The sequence below is a fragment of the Flavobacterium inviolabile genome (genome assembly GCF_013389455.1).
Lineage (GTDB): Bacteria > Bacteroidota > Bacteroidia > Flavobacteriales > Flavobacteriaceae > Flavobacterium > Flavobacterium inviolabile.
In genome coordinates this window covers 2,979,089-2,997,766 of sequence record NZ_CP058278.1, presented here as the reverse complement: position 1 = coordinate 2,997,766, position 18,678 = coordinate 2,979,089, and the positions used below count along the sequence as shown (strand labels likewise).

At 38.8% G+C, this 18,678-nt stretch carries 17 protein-coding genes and 1 pseudogene; 12 read left to right on the top strand and 6 right to left on the bottom strand.

Annotated elements, in window-relative coordinates; translation table 11 throughout:
* Nucleotides 1-188: 188 nt before the first annotated feature.
* From HW120_RS13410 to HW120_RS13385, 6 genes are all read left to right on the top strand, one after another.
* Complete coding sequence (locus HW120_RS13410; protein WP_177734596.1) at nucleotides 189-749, top strand: DUF6642 family protein; 561 nt, start codon at nucleotides 189-191, stop codon at nucleotides 747-749.
* 54 nt (nucleotides 750-803) lie between these two features.
* Nucleotides 804-1,433, top strand: a complete 630-nt coding sequence (locus tag HW120_RS13405; protein WP_177734595.1) for a hypothetical protein — start codon at nucleotides 804-806, stop codon at nucleotides 1,431-1,433.
* The gene (locus tag HW120_RS13400) at nucleotides 1,343-1,666 is read left to right on the top strand and encodes a WG repeat-containing protein (protein ID WP_394353024.1); all 324 of its coding nucleotides are present in this window, start codon (nucleotides 1,343-1,345) and stop codon (nucleotides 1,664-1,666) included. Before HW120_RS13405 ends, HW120_RS13400 begins: the two co-directional genes overlap by 91 nt.
* 68 nt (nucleotides 1,667-1,734) lie before the next feature.
* On the top strand, nucleotides 1,735-2,106 hold the full coding sequence (locus HW120_RS13395) for a VOC family protein (protein WP_177734593.1): 372 nt from the start codon (nucleotides 1,735-1,737) through the stop codon (nucleotides 2,104-2,106).
* Between the two features lie 410 nt (nucleotides 2,107-2,516).
* On the top strand, nucleotides 2,517-3,512 hold the full coding sequence (gene lpxD, locus HW120_RS13390; RefSeq protein ID WP_177734592.1) for a UDP-3-O-(3-hydroxymyristoyl)glucosamine N-acyltransferase: 996 nt from the start codon (nucleotides 2,517-2,519) through the stop codon (nucleotides 3,510-3,512).
* 131 nt (nucleotides 3,513-3,643) lie between these two features.
* The gene (locus tag HW120_RS13385; protein WP_177734591.1) at nucleotides 3,644-4,231 is read left to right on the top strand and encodes a glutathione peroxidase; all 588 of its coding nucleotides are present in this window, start codon (nucleotides 3,644-3,646) and stop codon (nucleotides 4,229-4,231) included.
* 46 nt (nucleotides 4,232-4,277) lie between these two features.
* Here the strand turns inward: HW120_RS13385 and HW120_RS13380 are convergent, their stop codons facing one another.
* Nucleotides 4,278-4,772 (bottom strand): GNAT family N-acetyltransferase, encoded by a 495-nt coding sequence (locus tag HW120_RS13380; protein ID WP_177734590.1) that lies wholly within the window; start codon nucleotides 4,770-4,772, stop codon nucleotides 4,278-4,280.
* A 118-nt stretch (nucleotides 4,773-4,890) separates the two neighbouring features.
* Between HW120_RS13380 and menD the strand changes: the two are divergent.
* The 3 genes and pseudogenes from menD to HW120_RS13370 form a co-directional block, all read left to right on the top strand.
* A pseudogene (gene menD / locus HW120_RS13375) lies at nucleotides 4,891-6,105 on the top strand (2-succinyl-5-enolpyruvyl-6-hydroxy-3-cyclohexene-1-carboxylic-acid synthase); the annotation flags it as partial.
* Nucleotides 6,082-6,546, top strand: a complete 465-nt coding sequence (locus HW120_RS17860) for a thiamine pyrophosphate-dependent enzyme (RefSeq protein ID WP_394353046.1) — start codon at nucleotides 6,082-6,084, stop codon at nucleotides 6,544-6,546. The pseudogene menD and the gene HW120_RS17860, both read left to right, overlap by 24 nt.
* 99 nt (nucleotides 6,547-6,645) lie before the next feature.
* On the top strand, nucleotides 6,646-6,987 hold the full coding sequence (locus tag HW120_RS13370) for a DUF2853 family protein (RefSeq protein WP_177734588.1): 342 nt from the start codon (nucleotides 6,646-6,648) through the stop codon (nucleotides 6,985-6,987).
* Between the two features lie 77 nt (nucleotides 6,988-7,064).
* On the opposite strand, the gene HW120_RS13365 is transcribed toward HW120_RS13370, so the two are convergent.
* Complete coding sequence (locus HW120_RS13365) at nucleotides 7,065-7,388, bottom strand: YbaB/EbfC family nucleoid-associated protein (RefSeq protein ID WP_177734587.1); 324 nt, start codon at nucleotides 7,386-7,388, stop codon at nucleotides 7,065-7,067.
* Nucleotides 7,389-7,533: 145 nt separating this feature from the next.
* Between HW120_RS13365 and HW120_RS13360 the strand changes: the two genes are divergently transcribed.
* From HW120_RS13360 to HW120_RS13350, 3 genes are all read left to right on the top strand, one after another.
* The gene (locus tag HW120_RS13360; RefSeq protein ID WP_394353023.1) at nucleotides 7,534-9,594 is read left to right on the top strand and encodes a S9 family peptidase; all 2,061 of its coding nucleotides are present in this window, start codon (nucleotides 7,534-7,536) and stop codon (nucleotides 9,592-9,594) included.
* A gap of 82 nt (nucleotides 9,595-9,676) precedes the next feature.
* Nucleotides 9,677-10,717 carry a PLP-dependent cysteine synthase family protein gene (locus HW120_RS13355; protein WP_177734585.1) on the top strand — a complete coding sequence of 347 codons (1,041 nt, stop codon included), beginning with the start codon at nucleotides 9,677-9,679 and terminating at the stop codon, nucleotides 10,715-10,717.
* Between the two features lie 149 nt (nucleotides 10,718-10,866).
* A complete protein-coding gene (locus HW120_RS13350) occupies nucleotides 10,867-11,697 on the top strand; it encodes a CvfB family protein (RefSeq protein WP_177734584.1) in 831 nt (276 codons plus the stop codon).
* Nucleotides 11,698-11,726: 29 nt separating this feature from the next.
* Here HW120_RS13350 and HW120_RS13345 read toward each other — a convergent pair whose 3' ends face one another.
* The 4 genes from HW120_RS13345 to HW120_RS13330 all read right to left on the bottom strand — a co-directional run bounded on the left by HW120_RS13345 (nucleotide 11,727) and on the right by HW120_RS13330 (nucleotide 18,603).
* On the bottom strand, nucleotides 11,727-12,872 hold the full coding sequence (locus HW120_RS13345) for a cytochrome-c peroxidase (RefSeq protein WP_177734583.1): 1,146 nt from the start codon (nucleotides 12,870-12,872) through the stop codon (nucleotides 11,727-11,729).
* Nucleotides 12,873-12,874: 2 nt separating this feature from the next.
* Complete coding sequence (locus HW120_RS13340) at nucleotides 12,875-14,437, bottom strand: DUF6850 family outer membrane beta-barrel protein (RefSeq protein ID WP_177734582.1); 1,563 nt, start codon at nucleotides 14,435-14,437, stop codon at nucleotides 12,875-12,877.
* 64 nt (nucleotides 14,438-14,501) lie between these two features.
* Nucleotides 14,502-15,851, bottom strand: coding sequence for a DUF4876 domain-containing protein (locus HW120_RS13335; RefSeq protein WP_177734581.1), 1,350 nt, complete (start codon nucleotides 15,849-15,851; stop codon nucleotides 14,502-14,504).
* 22 nt (nucleotides 15,852-15,873) lie between these two features.
* Nucleotides 15,874-18,603: a TonB-dependent receptor gene (locus HW120_RS13330; RefSeq protein ID WP_177734580.1), complete on the bottom strand. Its 2,730-nt coding sequence runs from the start codon at nucleotides 18,601-18,603 to the stop codon at nucleotides 15,874-15,876.
* Nucleotides 18,604-18,678: the final 75 nt, after the last annotated feature.

Below are 18,678 nucleotides of genomic sequence, written 5' to 3'. Positions count from 1 at the left end.
TTCAAATATAGCTAATGATACGGATATGACTCCATGCTTTAACAGTAAAAAAGCAACGGTTCATTTTAAATCCGGGATTGAAAAAGGACCTGTCACGGCGGTATTATGCAATGAAAGCACTTTTTATATTTATATTTTCCTGCTACTTTTGTTTGATTTCCGATTATTCTCAAAAAAAATGTAATTCCATGGATCAGGATAAATTTATTTTCTGTCTCGAAGCGGTTCCCGATGTCGAAACGGATACGACCACAGCAGTGTTTAAAAGTCTGGAACAGTTAGCGCTGGAGCAGGGTATTGCCAGCATTCATAAAACCTGCGATACTATTGAAGGTCTGGAAGAAAGCCTGAATGCACTGCTGTATGAGGATCATTATTTTAAGGATTATGAAATCATTTATTTAGTGATGCAGGGCGACGGAAACAACATTTGCTTAAACGACTATTACTATAGTTTTGAAGAAATAGCAGAGCTCTTTGAAGGAAAAATGACCGGTAAGATCGTGCATTTTGCCAATACAAAGACGTTGGATTTAAGTGAGGAAGAAGCCCAATACTTTTTAGACATTACAAGGGCAAAAGCAGTTTCGGGTTATGGAACGAAGTTCAGTAAAATGATAAGCGATAAACTGGACAATGTTTTCTTTAGTCTGTGTCAGGATGAAGATGATGTAACTGAAATCGTGGAAGAATTGCATGAAAAGCATTATGCACTTTGCAAACTACTCGATTTTAGGCTGTACTACTAATGGAATTGTTTATTTTTATTGGAAAGTATCGTAATATGAATTTTAACCGCTAAGATGGATAACAAAAAACAAAACCTTTCCGATTTTGATGGTTACGAAAAGACAGCCGATCATTATAAGGTAAGGCGTAACAACACCTTTGGTATTCTTTCGAACGACCTGGAAACAATCATTCCGGCGGATTATGCAGAGATTATTTACAGGAATAATACCGGTATCTTTTTTTGCAGAAAGGAGCTTTTTAAAAGTAAGGACACCATTTATTATTGTTTTGATAAAAACGGTTCCTTTTTAAAAGAGCTGCATTATTCATACATCTGGTTTGATTATTTCAGCAATCAGGATTATTATCTGTTTAGTGAAGCGGATAGTGATTTTGATGCCTTTTATTTTGATCCCAAAAATGAAATGACGGGAGAATTCGGTTTGATTGACGCTAACCTGGAACAGCAGCTACCGGCCCGATACGGATGGATCAGTATCCACAATAAGGATTATATTCTTTATAAAGGCGACAATTTTGAAATGCACACACCGGAAGACGAACATAAATTCCGGTCGGTTATAAATTATTATATACTAACCGGCGGGAAATGGGGTGTTATGGATACGGTCATAAAATTAAAATTCCATTTGAGTACGACTGGATTTACGGTACCAGAAACGAACAGGTTTTTGTGGTGAACAAAGGAGGCGCCATGACCTATCTGGAGCAGGTGCAGGATGATAACGGAACCTGGTTTGTTGAAGGCGGAAAATGGGGAATCGTCGATTCTGAAAATAAAATAATAACACCGGTACATTATAACCGGATGAGCTTTTATGAGGATAAAATACTGCTACAGGAAGATTCGGATAAAACAGCTACACAAGCATCTGTAGATTTGGAAAAAACCTATATTAGCTATGTGTTATAATGAAGAAGCTATAGGATCATGCCATTTTTTGAATAACAGACTAGTGATAAACATTAAAAAATAAAGATATGAAATTAGGAGCCTTTTCAATGAGTCTTAGTGTAAAAGACATTACTGTTTCCAAACAATTTTATGAAGAACTGGGATTTAAGGTTTTTGCCGGAGATCTGGAGAAAAAATACCTTATCATGAAAAATGAGAATGCACTGATCGGTTTGTTTCAGGGCATGTTTGAAGGTAATATTTTAACCTTTAACCCGGGTTGGGATGAAAATGCGAATACGATGGAACAATTTGATGATATCCGCGTTATTCAGAAACAGCTAAAGAGCAAAAATATTGCGTTAATGGCAGAAGCCGATGAAAACACTTCCGGACCGGCCAGCCTGATGGTAATGGATCCGGATGGCAATGTTGTGCTGCTGGACCAGCACATTTAAACGCCGGCTGAATATAACGAAAACTACAAAAGTGTTTCCGGGAATAGAAAAATGTACTTTGTCTGTTTCCGGAAACACTTTTAATTTACAACCCACAGGAAGGACGATAAGCTGCTGCTGTAAAGGGATGGCTATCAGGAGAAGTCTATAAGAAATGTAAATCAGTAACGGTTACGATCAGTAATAAAATTACTATTAAGAAATGGTAAATTTTAAATAATTGATAATGATTTGTTCTTTTTATTGCAATAATTTAGAAATTATAGTGAATCCTTTATAATAAAATATATCTTTACGCGTTATACACACAGATAATATTGACTTCCTCTTATACTTATTTAATTTGGAAAACAGTAATATGTAGTATTTGTTTTACTATTCTGCACAAGCAGATTTAATTTTTCCAAATTATGAAATCGTACTCCGTACAAGAAATCAATGCAGTACTTCGGGGAAGTATCATAGGCGATACCACTCATAGTATTTCCTCACCCGAACAGTTGGAACTGGCTGATCAAAATCAGATATCGTTTATCGGACATAAAAAATATGAAAAATTCTGGATGGCTTCCAAAGCTTCTGTAGCGGTGGTCAATAATGAAATTTCTATTGAGCCCGGTGAGAACCGTGTTTTTATTAAAGTTCAGAATGCCGATTTAGCCATGTCGCAGGTATTGGAGCTTTTTGCAAAATCGGCTCCGGTTTTTGACAATCCGATACATGATACAGCGGTTATCCACCCGGATGCCATTCTTGAAGAAGGAGTAAAGGTCGGGGCAGGTTGCTATATTGGTGCCGGCGTTGTTATTGGTAAGAATGTTACGATTTATCCTAATGTAACCATTCTGGATGAATGTACCATTGGTGCTCAAACCATTATATGGTCGGGAGTGGTTGTCCGCGAGCGTTGTCATATTGGCGCTTGCTGTATTCTGCATCCCAATGCGACTATAGGAGCAGACGGTTTTGGTTTCAGAGCCTGTCCGGAGCGTGGTTTGGTAAAAATTCCGCAAATCGGAAATGTAGTTATTGGCAATGGTGTCGAAATTGGCTCCGGTTCCTGTGTAGACAGAGGGAAGTTCAGTTCAACCATTATTGGTGATGGCTGCAAAATAGATAATTTAGTACAGATAGGGCATAACAGTGTGTTGGGGAAATTCTGTATCATGGCCGGCAATAGCGGTCTGGCAGGTTCCGTAACATTGGGCAATGGTGTGATTATTGGCGGCAGTGCCTCGATAAAAGACCATGTTACCATTAAAGATGGTGCCGTAGTGGGAGCAGGTTCCGGAGTAACCGGCGATGTGGAAGCTGGAATAACGGTATTGGGCTATCCGGCGGTTGAAGCCAGAAAAGCCCTGAAACAGTGGGCAATATTGAAAAAAATGGCCTCTCAGTGCGGTTAACCGGCCTGTTGATGATGGGTAACCGGAGTAGCTTATTCCGTGCTGCTTTTTAGTAAAAATCCGGCAGAATAATTATGATTTGTTTAGTATTTGCGAAATAATAAAATGATTAATTTTGGAAAAAATCAACCATGAAAAAAGTAATATTAACGTGTTGTGCACTCTTTTTGTTCAGTTTCCAGAATCAGGCGCAGCATAAAGACAAACCACTTTCAACCGAAAAAATGACTACGATGAACACCGAAAACATTTACCAGTTTAAAGTAAAAGATATCGAAGGTAAAACTTTTGATTTTGCGTCCCTGAAAGGGAAAAAAGTGATGGTCGTAAATACCGCGTCAGAATGCGGATTGACACCACAATACGAGCAATTGCAAAAGCTGTACACGGAATATAAAAACAAGAATTTCGTGATTATCGGATTTCCGGCCAATAATTTTGGCGCTCAGGAACCGGGAAGCAATAAAGAGATCGCTACGTTCTGTTCTAAAAATTACGGTGTGACTTTTCCAATGATGGAAAAAATATCCGTAAAAGGGGAGGACATGCATCCGTTATACCATTTCCTGACCGAAAAAGCGAAAAACGGTCTGGAAGACAGCCAGGTGGAATGGAATTTTCAGAAATACCTGATTAATGAAAAAGGACAGCTGGTTAAGGTAATCCACCCGAAAACATTACCGGACAGCCCGGAAGTAGTGAACTGGATTAAAGGTTAATTACGATAAAAACAAGAAAGAAAAGCTCCCGCAACGGGAGCTTTTTTTATAACATTAACTGTAGAAATGCGGTATCCAGCCACCGGTCAAATTTATAGGCATTCTCCTTTAAGATGCCTGCCATTTCAAATCCGGATTTTTGGTGAAACAGAATACTTCCGGTATTTTCCGTATCGATGACTCCGATCATGGTATGTTTGTTTTGTGCTTTGGCTATCGCGATCAATTCGGCCAATAATAGTTTTCCGATACCTTTTCCGGTATGCTGCTGATCGATATAGATAGAATGTTCAACAGTGTATTTATAGCCCTCTTTAAAGCGGAAAAAACCATAGGTACCAAAACCTACAGCCACATCGTTTATAACCGCTACCAGGAAAGGAAAATCGTATTTTCTTTTGTCCTGTATGATGATTTCCTGTTCCTGTAGTGTTCTGGGTTCATAATCGTATATGGAAACACTGTTTTTGATTTCATGATTTATGATTTCAAGGACATACGGCAAATCGCTGTCTGTAAAGGGTCTGATGGATATATTCATGGCTGTGTTTATACCATCAAAGATATAAAGTTTCACACTTTTTTTGAAAGAAATTGATAATAGAACACTAAATTTGTTTTGCGTTTTTGAGACGCTCAATTTAAACTTCAAATATAAAATGTCGTATCCTAAAATACCTTTGGCACAAAGTATTATTGAAATTTGTAAAGCCAAAGGATTACTTGATATTATCATCTCTCCGGGTTCCAGAAATGCACCTTTAACAATAGGGTTTGTCGGAAATAAAGAATTTAACTGTTATAGTATTGCCGATGAACGCTGTGCTGCTTTTATGGCAGTGGGTATGGCGCAGCAGTTAAAGCGTCCGGTTGCCGTGGTTTGCACTTCGGGCTCGGCACTGCTAAACTATTATCCGGCAGTTGCGGAAGCGTTTTACAGCCAGTTGCCTATTGTTATCATATCGGCGGACCGTCCTACTTCAAAAATTGATATTGGCGACGGACAGACCATTCGCCAGCGTAATGTTTATGCAAACCATATACTGTACAGTGCCAATCTTACCGAGGAAGCTTCGGAAGCAAATGATCTGGAAATTAATGAAGCCATCAATCAGGCTATTGTTAAAAGAGGTCCGGTTCATATCAATGCGCCTTTTGAAGAACCTTTATATGAAACGGTTGAGGTGGCTACGGTAACAACACAGGTTTTGCCTCCGGTACTGCTCCCGGAACAGCTCCCGGATTTAAAACCTTATACGGAGCAATGGAACAAGGCTAAAAAGAAACTGATTTTAGTTGGTGTCAATGACCCGGACAGTATCGATCAGACTATTATTGCCCGGCTTGCGGCTGATGCTTCAGTAGTGGTGATGAAAGAAGCAACATCGAATTTGCATCATCCTCATTTTATCGGCAATATCGATACCATTATTACTCCGTTTTCAGAAGATGATTTTAAAGCGTTTCAGCCTGAAATTTTAATTACCATTGGCGGTATGGTTGTTTCCAAAAGGGTAAAAGCCTTTTTACGAAAATACAAACCGGAAGCCCACTGGCATATCGATACTTTAAGGGCTTACGATACTTTTGGCAGCCTGACCAGACATTTTGAATGCACACCCAATACGTTTTTTAACGGATTTTTACCGGGTACAGCAGCGGTTGCCAGTGATTACCTGGAAAATGCCGTAGCGCTTAAAGCCTTGCGGGAAGTCAAACATCGGGAGTATAGTGCCCGGATTCCGTACAGCGATTTTAAAGTATTTGAAACGATACTGCCGGCATTACCGCAAAACAGCCAGCTGCAAATCAGCAACAGTTCGGCTATCCGTTATGCACAATTGTTTGCTATCGACCCGTCTATCGAGGTTTTTTGCAACCGCGGCACCAGCGGAATCGACGGCAGTACCACTACAGCCATTGGAGCAGCTGTTGCCAGTATGAAAGAAAACATCCTGATTACCGGAGATATCAGCTTCTTTTATGACAGTAATGCACTTTGGAATGCCTATATCCCTAAAAATTTTAAAATCATTCTGATCAACAATCAGGGCGGTGGTATTTTCAGGATTTTACCCGGACATCAGGAAACGGAAGTATTCAATACCTTTTTTGAAACCACCCATAACTTTACGGCGGAGCAACTGGCTTCAATGTATCATTTTAAATATTATCAGGCTACAGACCTTGAGGCACTAGAAATGGTGCTTCCGGAAGTCTTACAGGAAAATTCGCAGCCTGTACTGTTTGAAATTCATACGCCAACAACAGTAAATGACAGTGTATTATTGGAATATTTCAAAAACTTAACATAGAATTCGAGAAAATAGTTTTGAAATGGGGCTTGTTTTGGTTTTATTTTGTTAAATTTGAAAGAGAGTAAATCATTTATATAACACAAAATAATTTATATTATGAGTAAAAGAGATGAATTAATTGCAAAATACGCAGCGGATTTAAAAGAGAAGTGTGGCGTAACTCCCAACATGGATTTATTAACAAAAGTAACCATCGGTTGCGGTCCGTCCATTTACAATGCGGATTCTTCGACGGTTTCCGGAACTTCCGAAACGGAGCTGGCTACTGTTAAGAATAACTTCTTAATTAAAAAATTAGGATTAAAAGACGGTCCGGATCTGGATAAAGGTATCGATATCGTAATCGAAAAGTACGGCCGTTCCAATAAAAACAAATACAGAGCGGTTGTGTATTACTTATTAACGGTACATTTCAAAAAAGAAAGCGCGTATAAATAAAAAGCACCATTACTATAAAATAAAAAAGGCAGATTGTACAATCTGCCTTTTTTATTTTATGTTTATCCTGTTGGAAATTACTTAAATAAGTCCATTCCCGGAATATTAGGCATGCCGTCTTTTGCCACAGCACCCAATTCTGCCTCATTTACATTTGTTGCTTTTTCGATAGCTTTGTTAATAACAAGTACCAAATAGTCTTCCAATTGCTCTTTATCTTCTAATAAAGCATCGTCAACCTGTATCGATTTTATTTTGCGGTTAGCCGTTAAAGTTACCTTTAAAAGCCCGTCATTACTTTGCTCATCTATTAAAACCGTATCCAAACGTTTTTTAGTCTCTTCAATTTTCTGCTGGGTTTCTTTAAGTTTCCCCATCATACCCATTATGTCTCCAAACATGTTAATAAAATTAATAGTTAATGTTACTGCAAAATTATTAAATTGCAGAGTGATTAGTAAAAAAAACTAAATGAAAAATCAAATTATTTTGAGCTGTGTTTGTCTTATTTTTGTAACGGGAAACGCACAAAATAAAAAACCGAATATGGTAGAAAAAATAACGCCGCCTAAAGCCGCTGTTAAACCCAAGCAATTGGAGAAGCACGGAGATATCAGAACAGATAATTATTATTGGTTAAATGAAAGAGAAAACCCTGAGGTAATCGATTATCTGAAAAAAGAGAACGAGTACTATCAGCAAATGACAGCACATACAAAACAATTCCAGGAGGATTTGTTTAAAGAGATGAAGTCAAGAGTTAAGGAAGACGACAGCTCCGTTCCGTATCTTTATAATGGGTATTACTATATAACCCGCTATGAAAAAGGAAAAGATTACCCGATACATGCCCGAAAAAAAGGATCTTTAGACGCTAAAGAAGAAATTTTGTTTGACTGTAATGAGATGGCCAAAGGACATGCTTATTTTCAGTTGAGCGGCATCAGCATCAGTGAAGACAACAAATGGTGTGCTTTTGGAGTGGATACGGTATCCCGAAGAGAATATACCATCCAGATTAAAAACCTTGAAACCGGAGAGATCCTTCCGGTAAAATTAGAGAAAACAACCGGTGGTTCCACATGGGCAAGTGACAACAAAACCTTGTTCTATACCCGTAAAGATCTGGTAACACTTCGTTCCGATAAAATTTACAAACACAAATTAGGTTCTGAACCTACGGATGATAAAGTCGTTTTCAATGAAAAAGACGATACATTCTCTGTTTTTGTCTATAAAGAAAAATCAAAAAAATACATTGTTATCGGTTCTACAAGTACGCTGACTTCCGAGTTCAGCATACTTAGAGCAGACAGCCCTGATGGCGAGTTTAAAGTATTCCAGCCGAGAACAAGAGGTCTGGAGTACAGTATTTCGCATTATGGCGATAGTTTCTATGTGGTTACCAATAAAGATAAAGCAACCAATTTTAAACTGATGAAAACGCCGGAATCGGCTACCGGTAAAGAAAACTGGAAAGACCTGATTCCGCATCGCAAAGACGTTTTACTGGAAGATATCGAAATCTTTAAAGATTATCTGGTAGTATCCGAGCGATCTAACGGACTTAATAAAATCAGAATCATGCCGTGGAGCGGAAAAGGGGAGTATTACCTGCCTTTTGAAAGCGAAACCTATACGGCTTATACCACGACCAATGTAGACTTCAATACAGATGTGCTTCGTTACGGCTATCAGTCAATGGCGACACCATCATCGGTTATTGACTTCAACATGAAGACTAAGGAAAAGGTTGTCCGTAAAGAGCAGGAAGTTTTAGGCGGTAAGTTCGATAAAAACAATTATATCGAAGAACGCGCCTGGGCAACGGCTCAGGATGGTACTAAAGTGCCTATTTCCATTGTTTACAGAAAAGGAATTAAAAAAGACGGCAGCAATCCGTTCCTGTTATATGCTTACGGTTCCTATGGTGCTTCTATGGATCCTTATTTCTCCTCGATTCGTTTAAGCCTGCTGGACAGAGGATTCATTTATGGCATTGCACACATCAGAGGTGGTGAAGACCTGGGAAGAGAGTGGTATGAAAACGGAAAACTGCTTAAAAAGAAAAATACATTTACTGATTTTATCGACTGTTCAAAATTTGTAATTGACAGTAAATATACATCAGCCAAACACTTATATGCCGAAGGCGGTTCTGCCGGAGGACTGTTAATGGGCGCTATTGTAAATATGGCACCGGAACTGTATAACGGAGTAATCGCACAGGTTCCTTTTGTGGACGTGATGACAACGATGTTAGACGATACGATTCCGTTAACAACAGGAGAATATGACGAATGGGGTAATCCTAACGATAAAACCTATTATGACTATATGTTATCCTATTCGCCGTATGACAATGTGAAAAAACAAAAATATCCGAATTTATTGGTCACAACCGGGCTTCATGATTCACAGGTTCAGTACTGGGAACCGGCGAAATGGGTTGCTAAACTGCGGGTTATGAAAGCAGGAGACAGCCAGTTGTATCTGGATACCAATATGGATGCCGGTCACGGAGGTGCTTCCGGACGTTTTGAATCCCTTAAAGAAGTAGCGAAAGAATATACTTTTTTATTAGATTTAGAAGGAATTAAAAAGTAGATAAATTTTTTTTGTTAAATTTGCAGAGTTCTGAGGTTACTTAAATCTTTAGGTAATATCGACCTCGACTAATTTATATTTTATGAAAGAAGACATAAAAGCCTATAATAATGTATTGGAATTAATAGGAAATACACCCCTAATTAAGCTCAATAAAATTACAGAAGGATTAGAAGGTAATTTTTATGCTAAAGTAGAAGCTTTCAATCCGGGTCATTCCACAAAAGACAGAATCGCTGTATATATAATTGAAGAAGCGGAAAAAAGAGGAATCTTAAAGCCGGGTGATACAATTATAGAAACGACATCCGGAAATACAGGATTCAGCTTGGCAATGGTAAGCATTATTAAAGGTTATAATTGTGTTTTGGCCGTGAGTTCAAAATCTTCGAAAGATAAAATTGATATGTTACGCGCCATGGGAGCAAAAGTTTATGTTTGTCCCGCTCACGTTTCTGCCGATGATCCCCGTTCTTACTACAATGTTGCAAAACGTTTGCACGAAGAAACCAAAGGATCGGTTTATATAAACCAGTATTTTAATGACCTGAATGTAGATGCGCATTACAATACCACCGGACCGGAAATCTGGGAACAGACTAACGGAAAAATAACCCACCTGGTAGCCTGTTCGGGTACCGGAGGAACGATTTCCGGAACAGCACGCTTTCTGAAAGAAAAAAATCCGGATATCAGAGTTCTTGGTGTGGATGCTTTTGGTTCGGTATTGAAAAAATACCACGAAACAAAAGAGTTCGACAGCGAAGAAATCTATCCATACAGAATCGAAGGTTTAGGAAAGAATTTAATTCCGTCTGCAACCGATTTTGAAGCAATTGACAAATTCACGAAAGTGAATGATGAGGAAAGTGCCCACACGGCGCGTGAGATTGCGAAAAAAGAAGGATTGTTTGTAGGATATACTTCCGGAGCAGCAATGCAGGCCATCAAGCAATTTGCCGAAGAAAACGAGTTTACCCAAAACAGCAATGTTGTGGTAATCTTCCCGGATCACGGTTCCCGCTATATGAGTAAAGTATTTAGCGATGAATGGATGAACGAACAGGGATTCTTTGACAGCGTTAATGCAGAAGAAGTACAAAAAATAGAATTTATCAAATAGCGGATTCCGCTAATACGAATAAAAAGGCTCCGGAACATCCCGGAGCCTTTTTATTTTAACGATTATGATAATATTTCAGGCATTAAAATATTGAATAACTAATTCTATTTTTACCTTTGTGGCTTATAAAATTTCTATTACAGAATATAATGATTGAGATAGGGAAATACAATACACTAAAAATTGACCGTGAAACGAAAGTCGGTTTGTTTCTGACAGATGGAACAACAGATATTTTATTGCCGAATAAATATGTTCCGAAAGCCTATGCAATAGGTGAGGAGCTGGCTGTTTTTGTGTATCTCGACCATGAGGAACGTCCGATTGCCACCACTTTGGAACCGTATATCTTTTTAAACGAATTTTCATTGCTGCGGGTGAACTATACCAATAAATTCGGTGCCTTTATGAATTGGGGCATGGAAAAGGATCTGTTTGTACCGTTTAAAGAACAGGCGCGTCCTATGGAGCAGGGAAAACGGTATCTGGTGTATATGTATCTGGATGAAAAAACAAACCGTTTGGTGGGTTCCAGTAAAACCAATCAGTTTTTAAACAACGAAGAAATCACGGTTGAAAAAGGTGAGGAAGTAGATCTTATTATTTCGCACATCACAGAAGTGGGAATCAATGTGATCATTAACGAAAAGCACAAAGGACTGTTATATAAAAACGAAGTTTATGACGATCTCAGAACCGGCGACCGTATTGTAGGCTATATCAAAAATATCCGTCCTGACGGTAAAATTGACGTGTCGGCTACCAAACTGGGATTTGAAAAATTAGAACCGAGTTCCCAGTATATTCTGGATGAATTAAAAGCCAGCCGCGGTTTTCTGCGGTTAAATGACGACAGTCATCCGGAAGACATTAAAACGGTGCTTAAAATGAGTAAAAAGACCTTTAAAAAAGCGATTGGTGTTTTATATAAGCAAAAGCTCATTGAAATAAAAGAAGATGGAATTTATCTGGTAAAATAAAAAAAGGGAGAACAGTGTTCTCCCTTTTTTTATTGTGGTAATTTTTCCGGAGCCGGTTCCCGGTAAATTACTGAAGTTATGCTTCCCAGGAAAGCTTCTAAAGCATCAAGCTCTCCTTTGTTTAAGTCCAGTTTTTGCAATAAAGGCGACGTTTTTGGAAACAATTTATCGTTTACCTGTTCGCCTTTTGGTTTTAGATTCGGCATCCCCATATTGTACAGGTTCAGCACCCCTCTGATTTCCGGGAATAAACCATTGTGCATATAAGGCCCGGTTTTCATTATTTCCCGTAAAGAAGGCGTACGGAATTTCCCAACATCTTCTGCATTCTTAGTAATGTTATAACGGCCCAGATCTTCATATTTTCGGCCGTAGTAAGTCAGTCCTGCATTGTGGAACTGGTTATCGGAAAACAAAGCAGAATTGTGGCAGTTAATGCATCTTGCTTTGGTTCTGAAAAGGTGTAAACCTTCTACTTCTTTATTGGAAAGTTGCGTACTGTCGCCTTCAATAAATTTGTCAAAGCGGCTTTTGCGGCTCACCACCGTACGTTCAAAAGTAGCGATCGCTTTAAAGATCTTCTCTTCGGTAACTTTTTCATCACCAAAAGCCTCTTTAAAAAGCGGCTGGTAGCCTTTTATCTTTTTAATCGTTTTTACGGCAATATCCATGTGATTGTTCATCTCTTTGGTATCGACTATCGGGAATTTCGCCTGTTCTTCCAGGCTGGCTGCCCGTCCGTCCCAGAAAAAGATGGTGGAATAGGCCACGTTGATAATCGGTTTTGAGTTTCGGCTGCCCGGAGTTCTGTCGTGACCGTGAGAAACTCTTTTTCCGTCGCCCCATCCCAATTCCGGATCGTGGCAGGAAGCACATGAAATTTGTCCTGATTTTGACAATCGCGGATCAAAGAACAATACTTTACCCAACTCTCTTTTTGCTTCAGAATACGGATTTTCGGCAGGGAAGGGAACTTTTGGCAAAACTCCTAAATCCTGGAAATTGATAACGGTGCTGTCCACATTGGCTTTTGGCCATTTGGTCATATCACCGCCGCTGTATATTTTTTTTAATTCAGATATGGAATAGTATTTTTCATCGTCTGTATGGTTTTGTAAAGAAACCAGGCCTACGAATAAAAAACTGAGGAAGGTTAGTCCAATAATCTTTTTCATGCCTAATAAATTATAGAGATTCCGCCATTAAAATAGCTGCTTTCTGTGGTATTAAAATCGGTTGTATAGGTTTTGTATTGATCCCCTAAAGCAACCAGTGTGTTATAATTGGCAAAAATACGTAACTTTTTAGTTTTTGAAAGACTATAAAAGTATTGTGCCATAATATTCGATTGTAATTTCGAAGTCGCATCAAAAGCCTGATCCGGTCGGATTACATTGTCTGCAAATGAAGTGTTGGAAGAAGAAATAGGAATAAAAACTAATTTTTCATCCAGCGCCATATAATATTTCACTCCAACAGACAGGTTTATTTTGTTTTTCTCCTTAGCCAGTATGTCTTTGTTAAAAGAAGTCTGGATTTCCAGCGTGTTCAATCGTTTGTCGGTATTACCCAAAAGGTCGATATATTTATGTTTGATATAGTTGGCTCCCAGTTCAAAAGCATAAACAACACGATCCTTGTCTTTCTTTATCACGCCATTACTGAAGGTAAAAATATCCAGGTTCATCCGGTAATTCTGACCGTTTTCGATCACTGAAAAATTATCGCCTTTTTGTCTTTCATATCCAAAAGCGGCTTTATAATCGACTTTTTCACCGTCATAGAAATAGTTTAGTTCTCCGGTATGTGCTATAACCCTGTACATATACATTTTCAGCTCATCATCGATATACACATAGCCACGGGCATTTTTGCGATAAAAGCTTTCTAAGGATTTGTTGTATTTATAGGTGGCGCTTACCTTGTTTCTGCTGTTTTGGTATTGATAGCCAAAACCGAAGTTTTTATCGATAGTATTAAAAATATACCTGTTATAGGAGGAGTTGAAAATGATCCGCCCATAACCGGATGCAAAACGGGTGAATGTTTCCGGATAGGCCGGAGCATTCTGGGCATCATTCACGTAAGTGATGTTTGATGTTTCCGTTTTTTTGGCAATACCTGCGCTAACAAACAAACTGTTATTGTTGAAATTGTAACCGGTTTGCAGCTCTCCGCCATAGTTACTCTGCTGAATTTCCGGACGCGGATCGATGGTTCTGTAACTTTTTCCGTTTTTATAGAAAGCTTTGGCTCCTAAAAGAATATTGCTGTCAAACTGATAAGCAAATCCGCCATCTAAATTATAATTCTGAATATCCCAGTCTCCTTTTTTTGGGGCGAAAAAATAATTTGGAGACAAAACATTCTGGTTTTCCGTTCGCTGGGTAGAGAAGTTGTAGCCCAGACCTTTTTCGGCAATTTTATTGAATATAAAACCGCCAAAAAGGCGTAATCTCGGTTTTACATTATAGATTCCCTGAGTAGAAAAACTATATTGTGTGGTTCTGTCTGCCGTTTGAACGCGTTTTAAATTCAGATTCTTCTGACTGAAATCAATTTGAGTCAGCGTAAAATCATTTAAATGCTGGGTGGTATAGAATAACGGGTTTTTCCAAAAATGCTGTTGTACATCGTTGTAAAACAAATTCTGTTGTACCGATAAACTATCAGTGAGCTGCGCATTTGCTGCACAACTCACCAATAGTATAAAATAGAATATTACTTTTTTTGAAGTCATATTATAATGGTTCTTAAAAATATAAGAAACGTTTTAAGATTTAACTGCTGTAACGGGTTACAGACTAGTTTGCAAAACCTTTAGGATTTGCTTTTTGTTTGATGAAATCGTTAGAAGAATTGTTGGTATCTTCTAAGATTTTACGACCATTAACGATAGTTTTTGTTTTTCTGATTACCGCCTGAGAGTTGTAGGCAGCATCACAGTTAATGAAAGAAGCATCTACTTCTGCCTGTAACATTTTCGGACGCTGGCTGCTTGGGTTGTAGTGTTGTAATTCTACACCGTCAATGATTTTAACCTTTGGAATCTGAATGAAAAACTTAGTTGTATTGATAATGTTTGTTACAGAAGGATCTGAAAAATTAGGGTAAGCATTTAAATTTTCTTCACGGAAAATTACAAAACTGTCTCTTCCTAAGTTGTCCATTAAGAAATCTTTATTCGGGCTGCTGTATCCTTGTCTTCCCCAGTAGGCGATATTCATATCTTTAACAGCCGGGTTTTGGATGTCGTAACGATAAACCTCTTCACCAAGTGATAATCTGTAATCTCCTAAATATACTTCAAATTCAGCATTGCTTAAATCGACTGTCAAATCAGGATTCTGTACCGTTAACGGTTCATTGCTATTGTCTACTAAAGGCGCTTTATGGTTGATTCCCGTTTGGGCAATTACAATACTTTCTCCCGGTAAAATCGGGTATTCTGTTCCGTTTCCAGGTACTTTGATCACATAGTCAGCATAAACATAGTCTGTATTGGCAGCAGATCCGGAAGTCATTCCAATTGACTTGCTCCAGTCGAACTGTCCGTTAGACAGGGTATAAGAAGCTGAAGTAGTGGATGTTTTTCCGTAAAGCTGACCGATACACAAACCGTCTGCATAGATCTTCTCGTTAGAGTTGTTGTAGATCTCAATAAACTGATCTCTGAAAACAGCCCCCTGTTGTGCATGGGAACCGGCATAGTAGATTTGTTTGATTACCAGATCACCAATTCGGATTGTTTTTAGTTTAAGTTCGGTACCGCTTACATTTGCGTTTACGATAACCTGCTCCTGAGCGCCGTTAAATAAAACCGATGGCGTTTCCGGAGTATAACCGAACTGCGTATTGAATTCAGCGCTGGTCAGTGTTTTTGTTGCCGTAATGTTGTAGGTTCCCGGGATGATCGCATTAAAGGTAGCCACACCACTGGTATTGGATTGTACCGTATATGTATCTCCGGTATTGGTATTGGTTAAAATAACTGCACCCTGTTGTACTGCTTCACCATTAAATGCTGTTGTATCATATTTAAGATTTACCGAAAAATTAACGGGTTGTAATCCATTATTTCCATCTCCGAAATCGTCATCTGAACAAGATGAAAAAGCTAGAGCCGCACTAAGTAATAGAAGTATTTTTTTCATGTAAGTTATATATAATTAATTATTAAAATTGATATTCTATTTTGGTTCCGAACGATAACTGTACCATATCGGATTTTGTTCTTTTTGTCGGAATGCCGTTGTCTATAACATCTTCCGTTTGTTTTAAATCCAGGAAGTTGTTGGCATAGAATGAAAAACGGAATCCGTTTTTAAAGTCTTTCGATACCCGCAAATGGAAATTGTGATACACTTTTTGCAGCGATCTGTCTCTTTCCGGATAGTTTTGTACCAGTACTCCTAATAACGGGTGGGTATCTCTTTCGGCTTCCGGAATGATAAACCGGTTCAGGTTTTCATCGATATAGCCCAACAGTCGGTTACCGCTTTTATAGGTATTGTTTTCAATGATAAAGTGTTCGCTTCGCACCGCAATAACCAATCCGATTTTAGGTAAATGGTAATTGATGTTAGAGCCCAAACGGAAACTTTTATAATTCTCGGAATATGGTGCCAGGATCGCAAATTTTTCCGTTCTTGGCGTTGTGCCGGCAATCTTTTCATAGAAATCACGGTTATCGGTGTTCACCGTTTCCGTATAGCTTCCCTGAATGTCAAACGTGACATTTTTAAAAGGTGTTTTTTCAAAACTCATAAAGAATTCCACACCCTTATCTTTTGATTCCATTTTGTTTACCAATCTGTTTTGCAGGTAATAAAAAGGAGTATAGCCTGTTACCTGATAGGTTGGCGTCTGGGTTCCGTTAAACTGTATGTCCAGGTTTGCCATGGCTCTGGTAGTCGGAATTCCTTCATTCGTGATTCCATCATACATCTTATTATAAAAACCGGTAAAGTTCAGGTTTCCGAAAGGTAGTTTATAATCAAAGCCTAATTCCGAACGCATACTCTTTGTAGGCTTCAAACCTTTGTTATCGGAATAATCAATATAGGTCTGAACAATTCCTAAATTGTAGTAACCCGGGTAACGATAATCTCCTAAAACGGCATCATAATATCTTGGTCCGGTATAAATCTGGTTTAAAGAAGGCGCTTTCGAAGTGATACCAAATCCGCCGCGGATTTTAAAGTTATCATATTGAAAATAACTGTTGATTCGGGGAGCCAAAGTGGAGAAACCGTATTGGTTATCGTAGCGTAAACCGCTGTTTATGTATAGAATACTGTTTTCCCAGTTGCGGGTAATGTTGTCTTCTGCATATAAGGAGTACTGATATTCGGCACGGATATTTTCGCCATAGTTATACGGACGGAAACCTTGTCCGGATCCACCGTTTGTAGAAGCGAATGTGCTGATCATCGTTTCCGGGCTTCCCAAACGCCCGCGGCCTTTGTTGTCACTCGTGCGGAAAGAAGTACCCATTAGTACCGAATGCGACCAGTCGCCGGTGTTAAAACTCTTATATAAGTCTGCAGACAGGAAAGAAGAGACCGGAATACCTTCTACGGCTTTTACGGAAGTATAACTTGGTAATGTGTACGTTCCGGTATAAACACCTTCCTCCGTACTGGTTCCTACAATACTACCGCCAATGTTCACAAACTTTGACTCATAGGTGTACTGATCACTGTATCTGAAATTAAAATTCACATCCAGGTTGTCGAAAAAGCTCGTATCCTTAAACTTCCATTTGAAGCGGTTGGAAACAGACAGGTCTTTCTTTTTATTTTTTACAATTTTATCATCGGTGTCTTCTTCTTCATAATTCACATTATCGTTGTTAAAACCATAATCAACAGAAAAAGAGTTGCGGATGTTTTTGTTTTTGCTCGCCCAGCTCCACATTAAGTTAGTCGTGATACGTTCGTATTCGGTATAGGAAACTCTCGGCTCGGCGTTCGATTTTAAATAATTTACCGATAGATTGATAAAGCCGATCTTGTCGCTGGCTTTAAAACCTTTGGAAAAACCATATTCGGTAGTACCGTCTCTTAAAGAAGTGTACACGCGGTAAGGAGATTTTCCGGCTTTTTGTTCAATTTTGATCAATCCGGAAGTCAGATCCCCGTATTTAGCAGAAGGAACTCCCTGAACCACTTCGATCTTTTCAATATTATCGGCTGGAATTTCTCTTAAATCGGCACCAAAATTGGCATTGGAAAAATACCCGTTAAAACCGGAGGAAGAGGAGGGATCGCCAAAACCTAACTGGTTCGGTGAGAACGGCACACCATAATTCCCGGAATAGGACTGCATGTTTTCATTGTTCGAAATGGGAATACCATCCACAACGATTGCTGTACCAAACGATTTGTTTCCAAAAGCAGCATTGGCTACCAGGGATGGCTTAACGGTCCGGAAAGCAATTGGTTTGAACTCATTAAGATTAAAATTCGTAACTGCCTGGCCGGGTAATTGTTCCAGTACTTCATTAAGGGAGAAAGCCTGTACCTGTTCGATTACTTCTTTCCCGATAGTGATCTCGGAGAATTTTTTTCCTTTTCTTGCCGTTACGACCACTTCATCCAGTCGCAAGTCACGGTTTTGAAGGTAAACGGTAAGCTTGGTGTTTAAGTTTTCTTTTTTGTAGGTAACGGTCATTTCCTGCTTACCCAACAGTTTGAAACTGATACTAATATCTTTCGAAGCCGGCATACGCAGTTCAAATGAACCGTTATCGTCTGTAATGGCCCAGTCATTCGTTTCCGGGTTCAGCACGAATACACTTTGCAATGGTTTTTTAGTGTCTTTATCCAGAACCTGTCCGGTTATATGTTTTTGTGCATATAGCGTATTAATGCCTAGCAGTAGTATAATGTATAAAAACCTCACGTCTATCAAATATCTTAATATGGTGCAAAAATACCATCATTATTTTATTTAGACTAATAATAGATAAGAATAAGC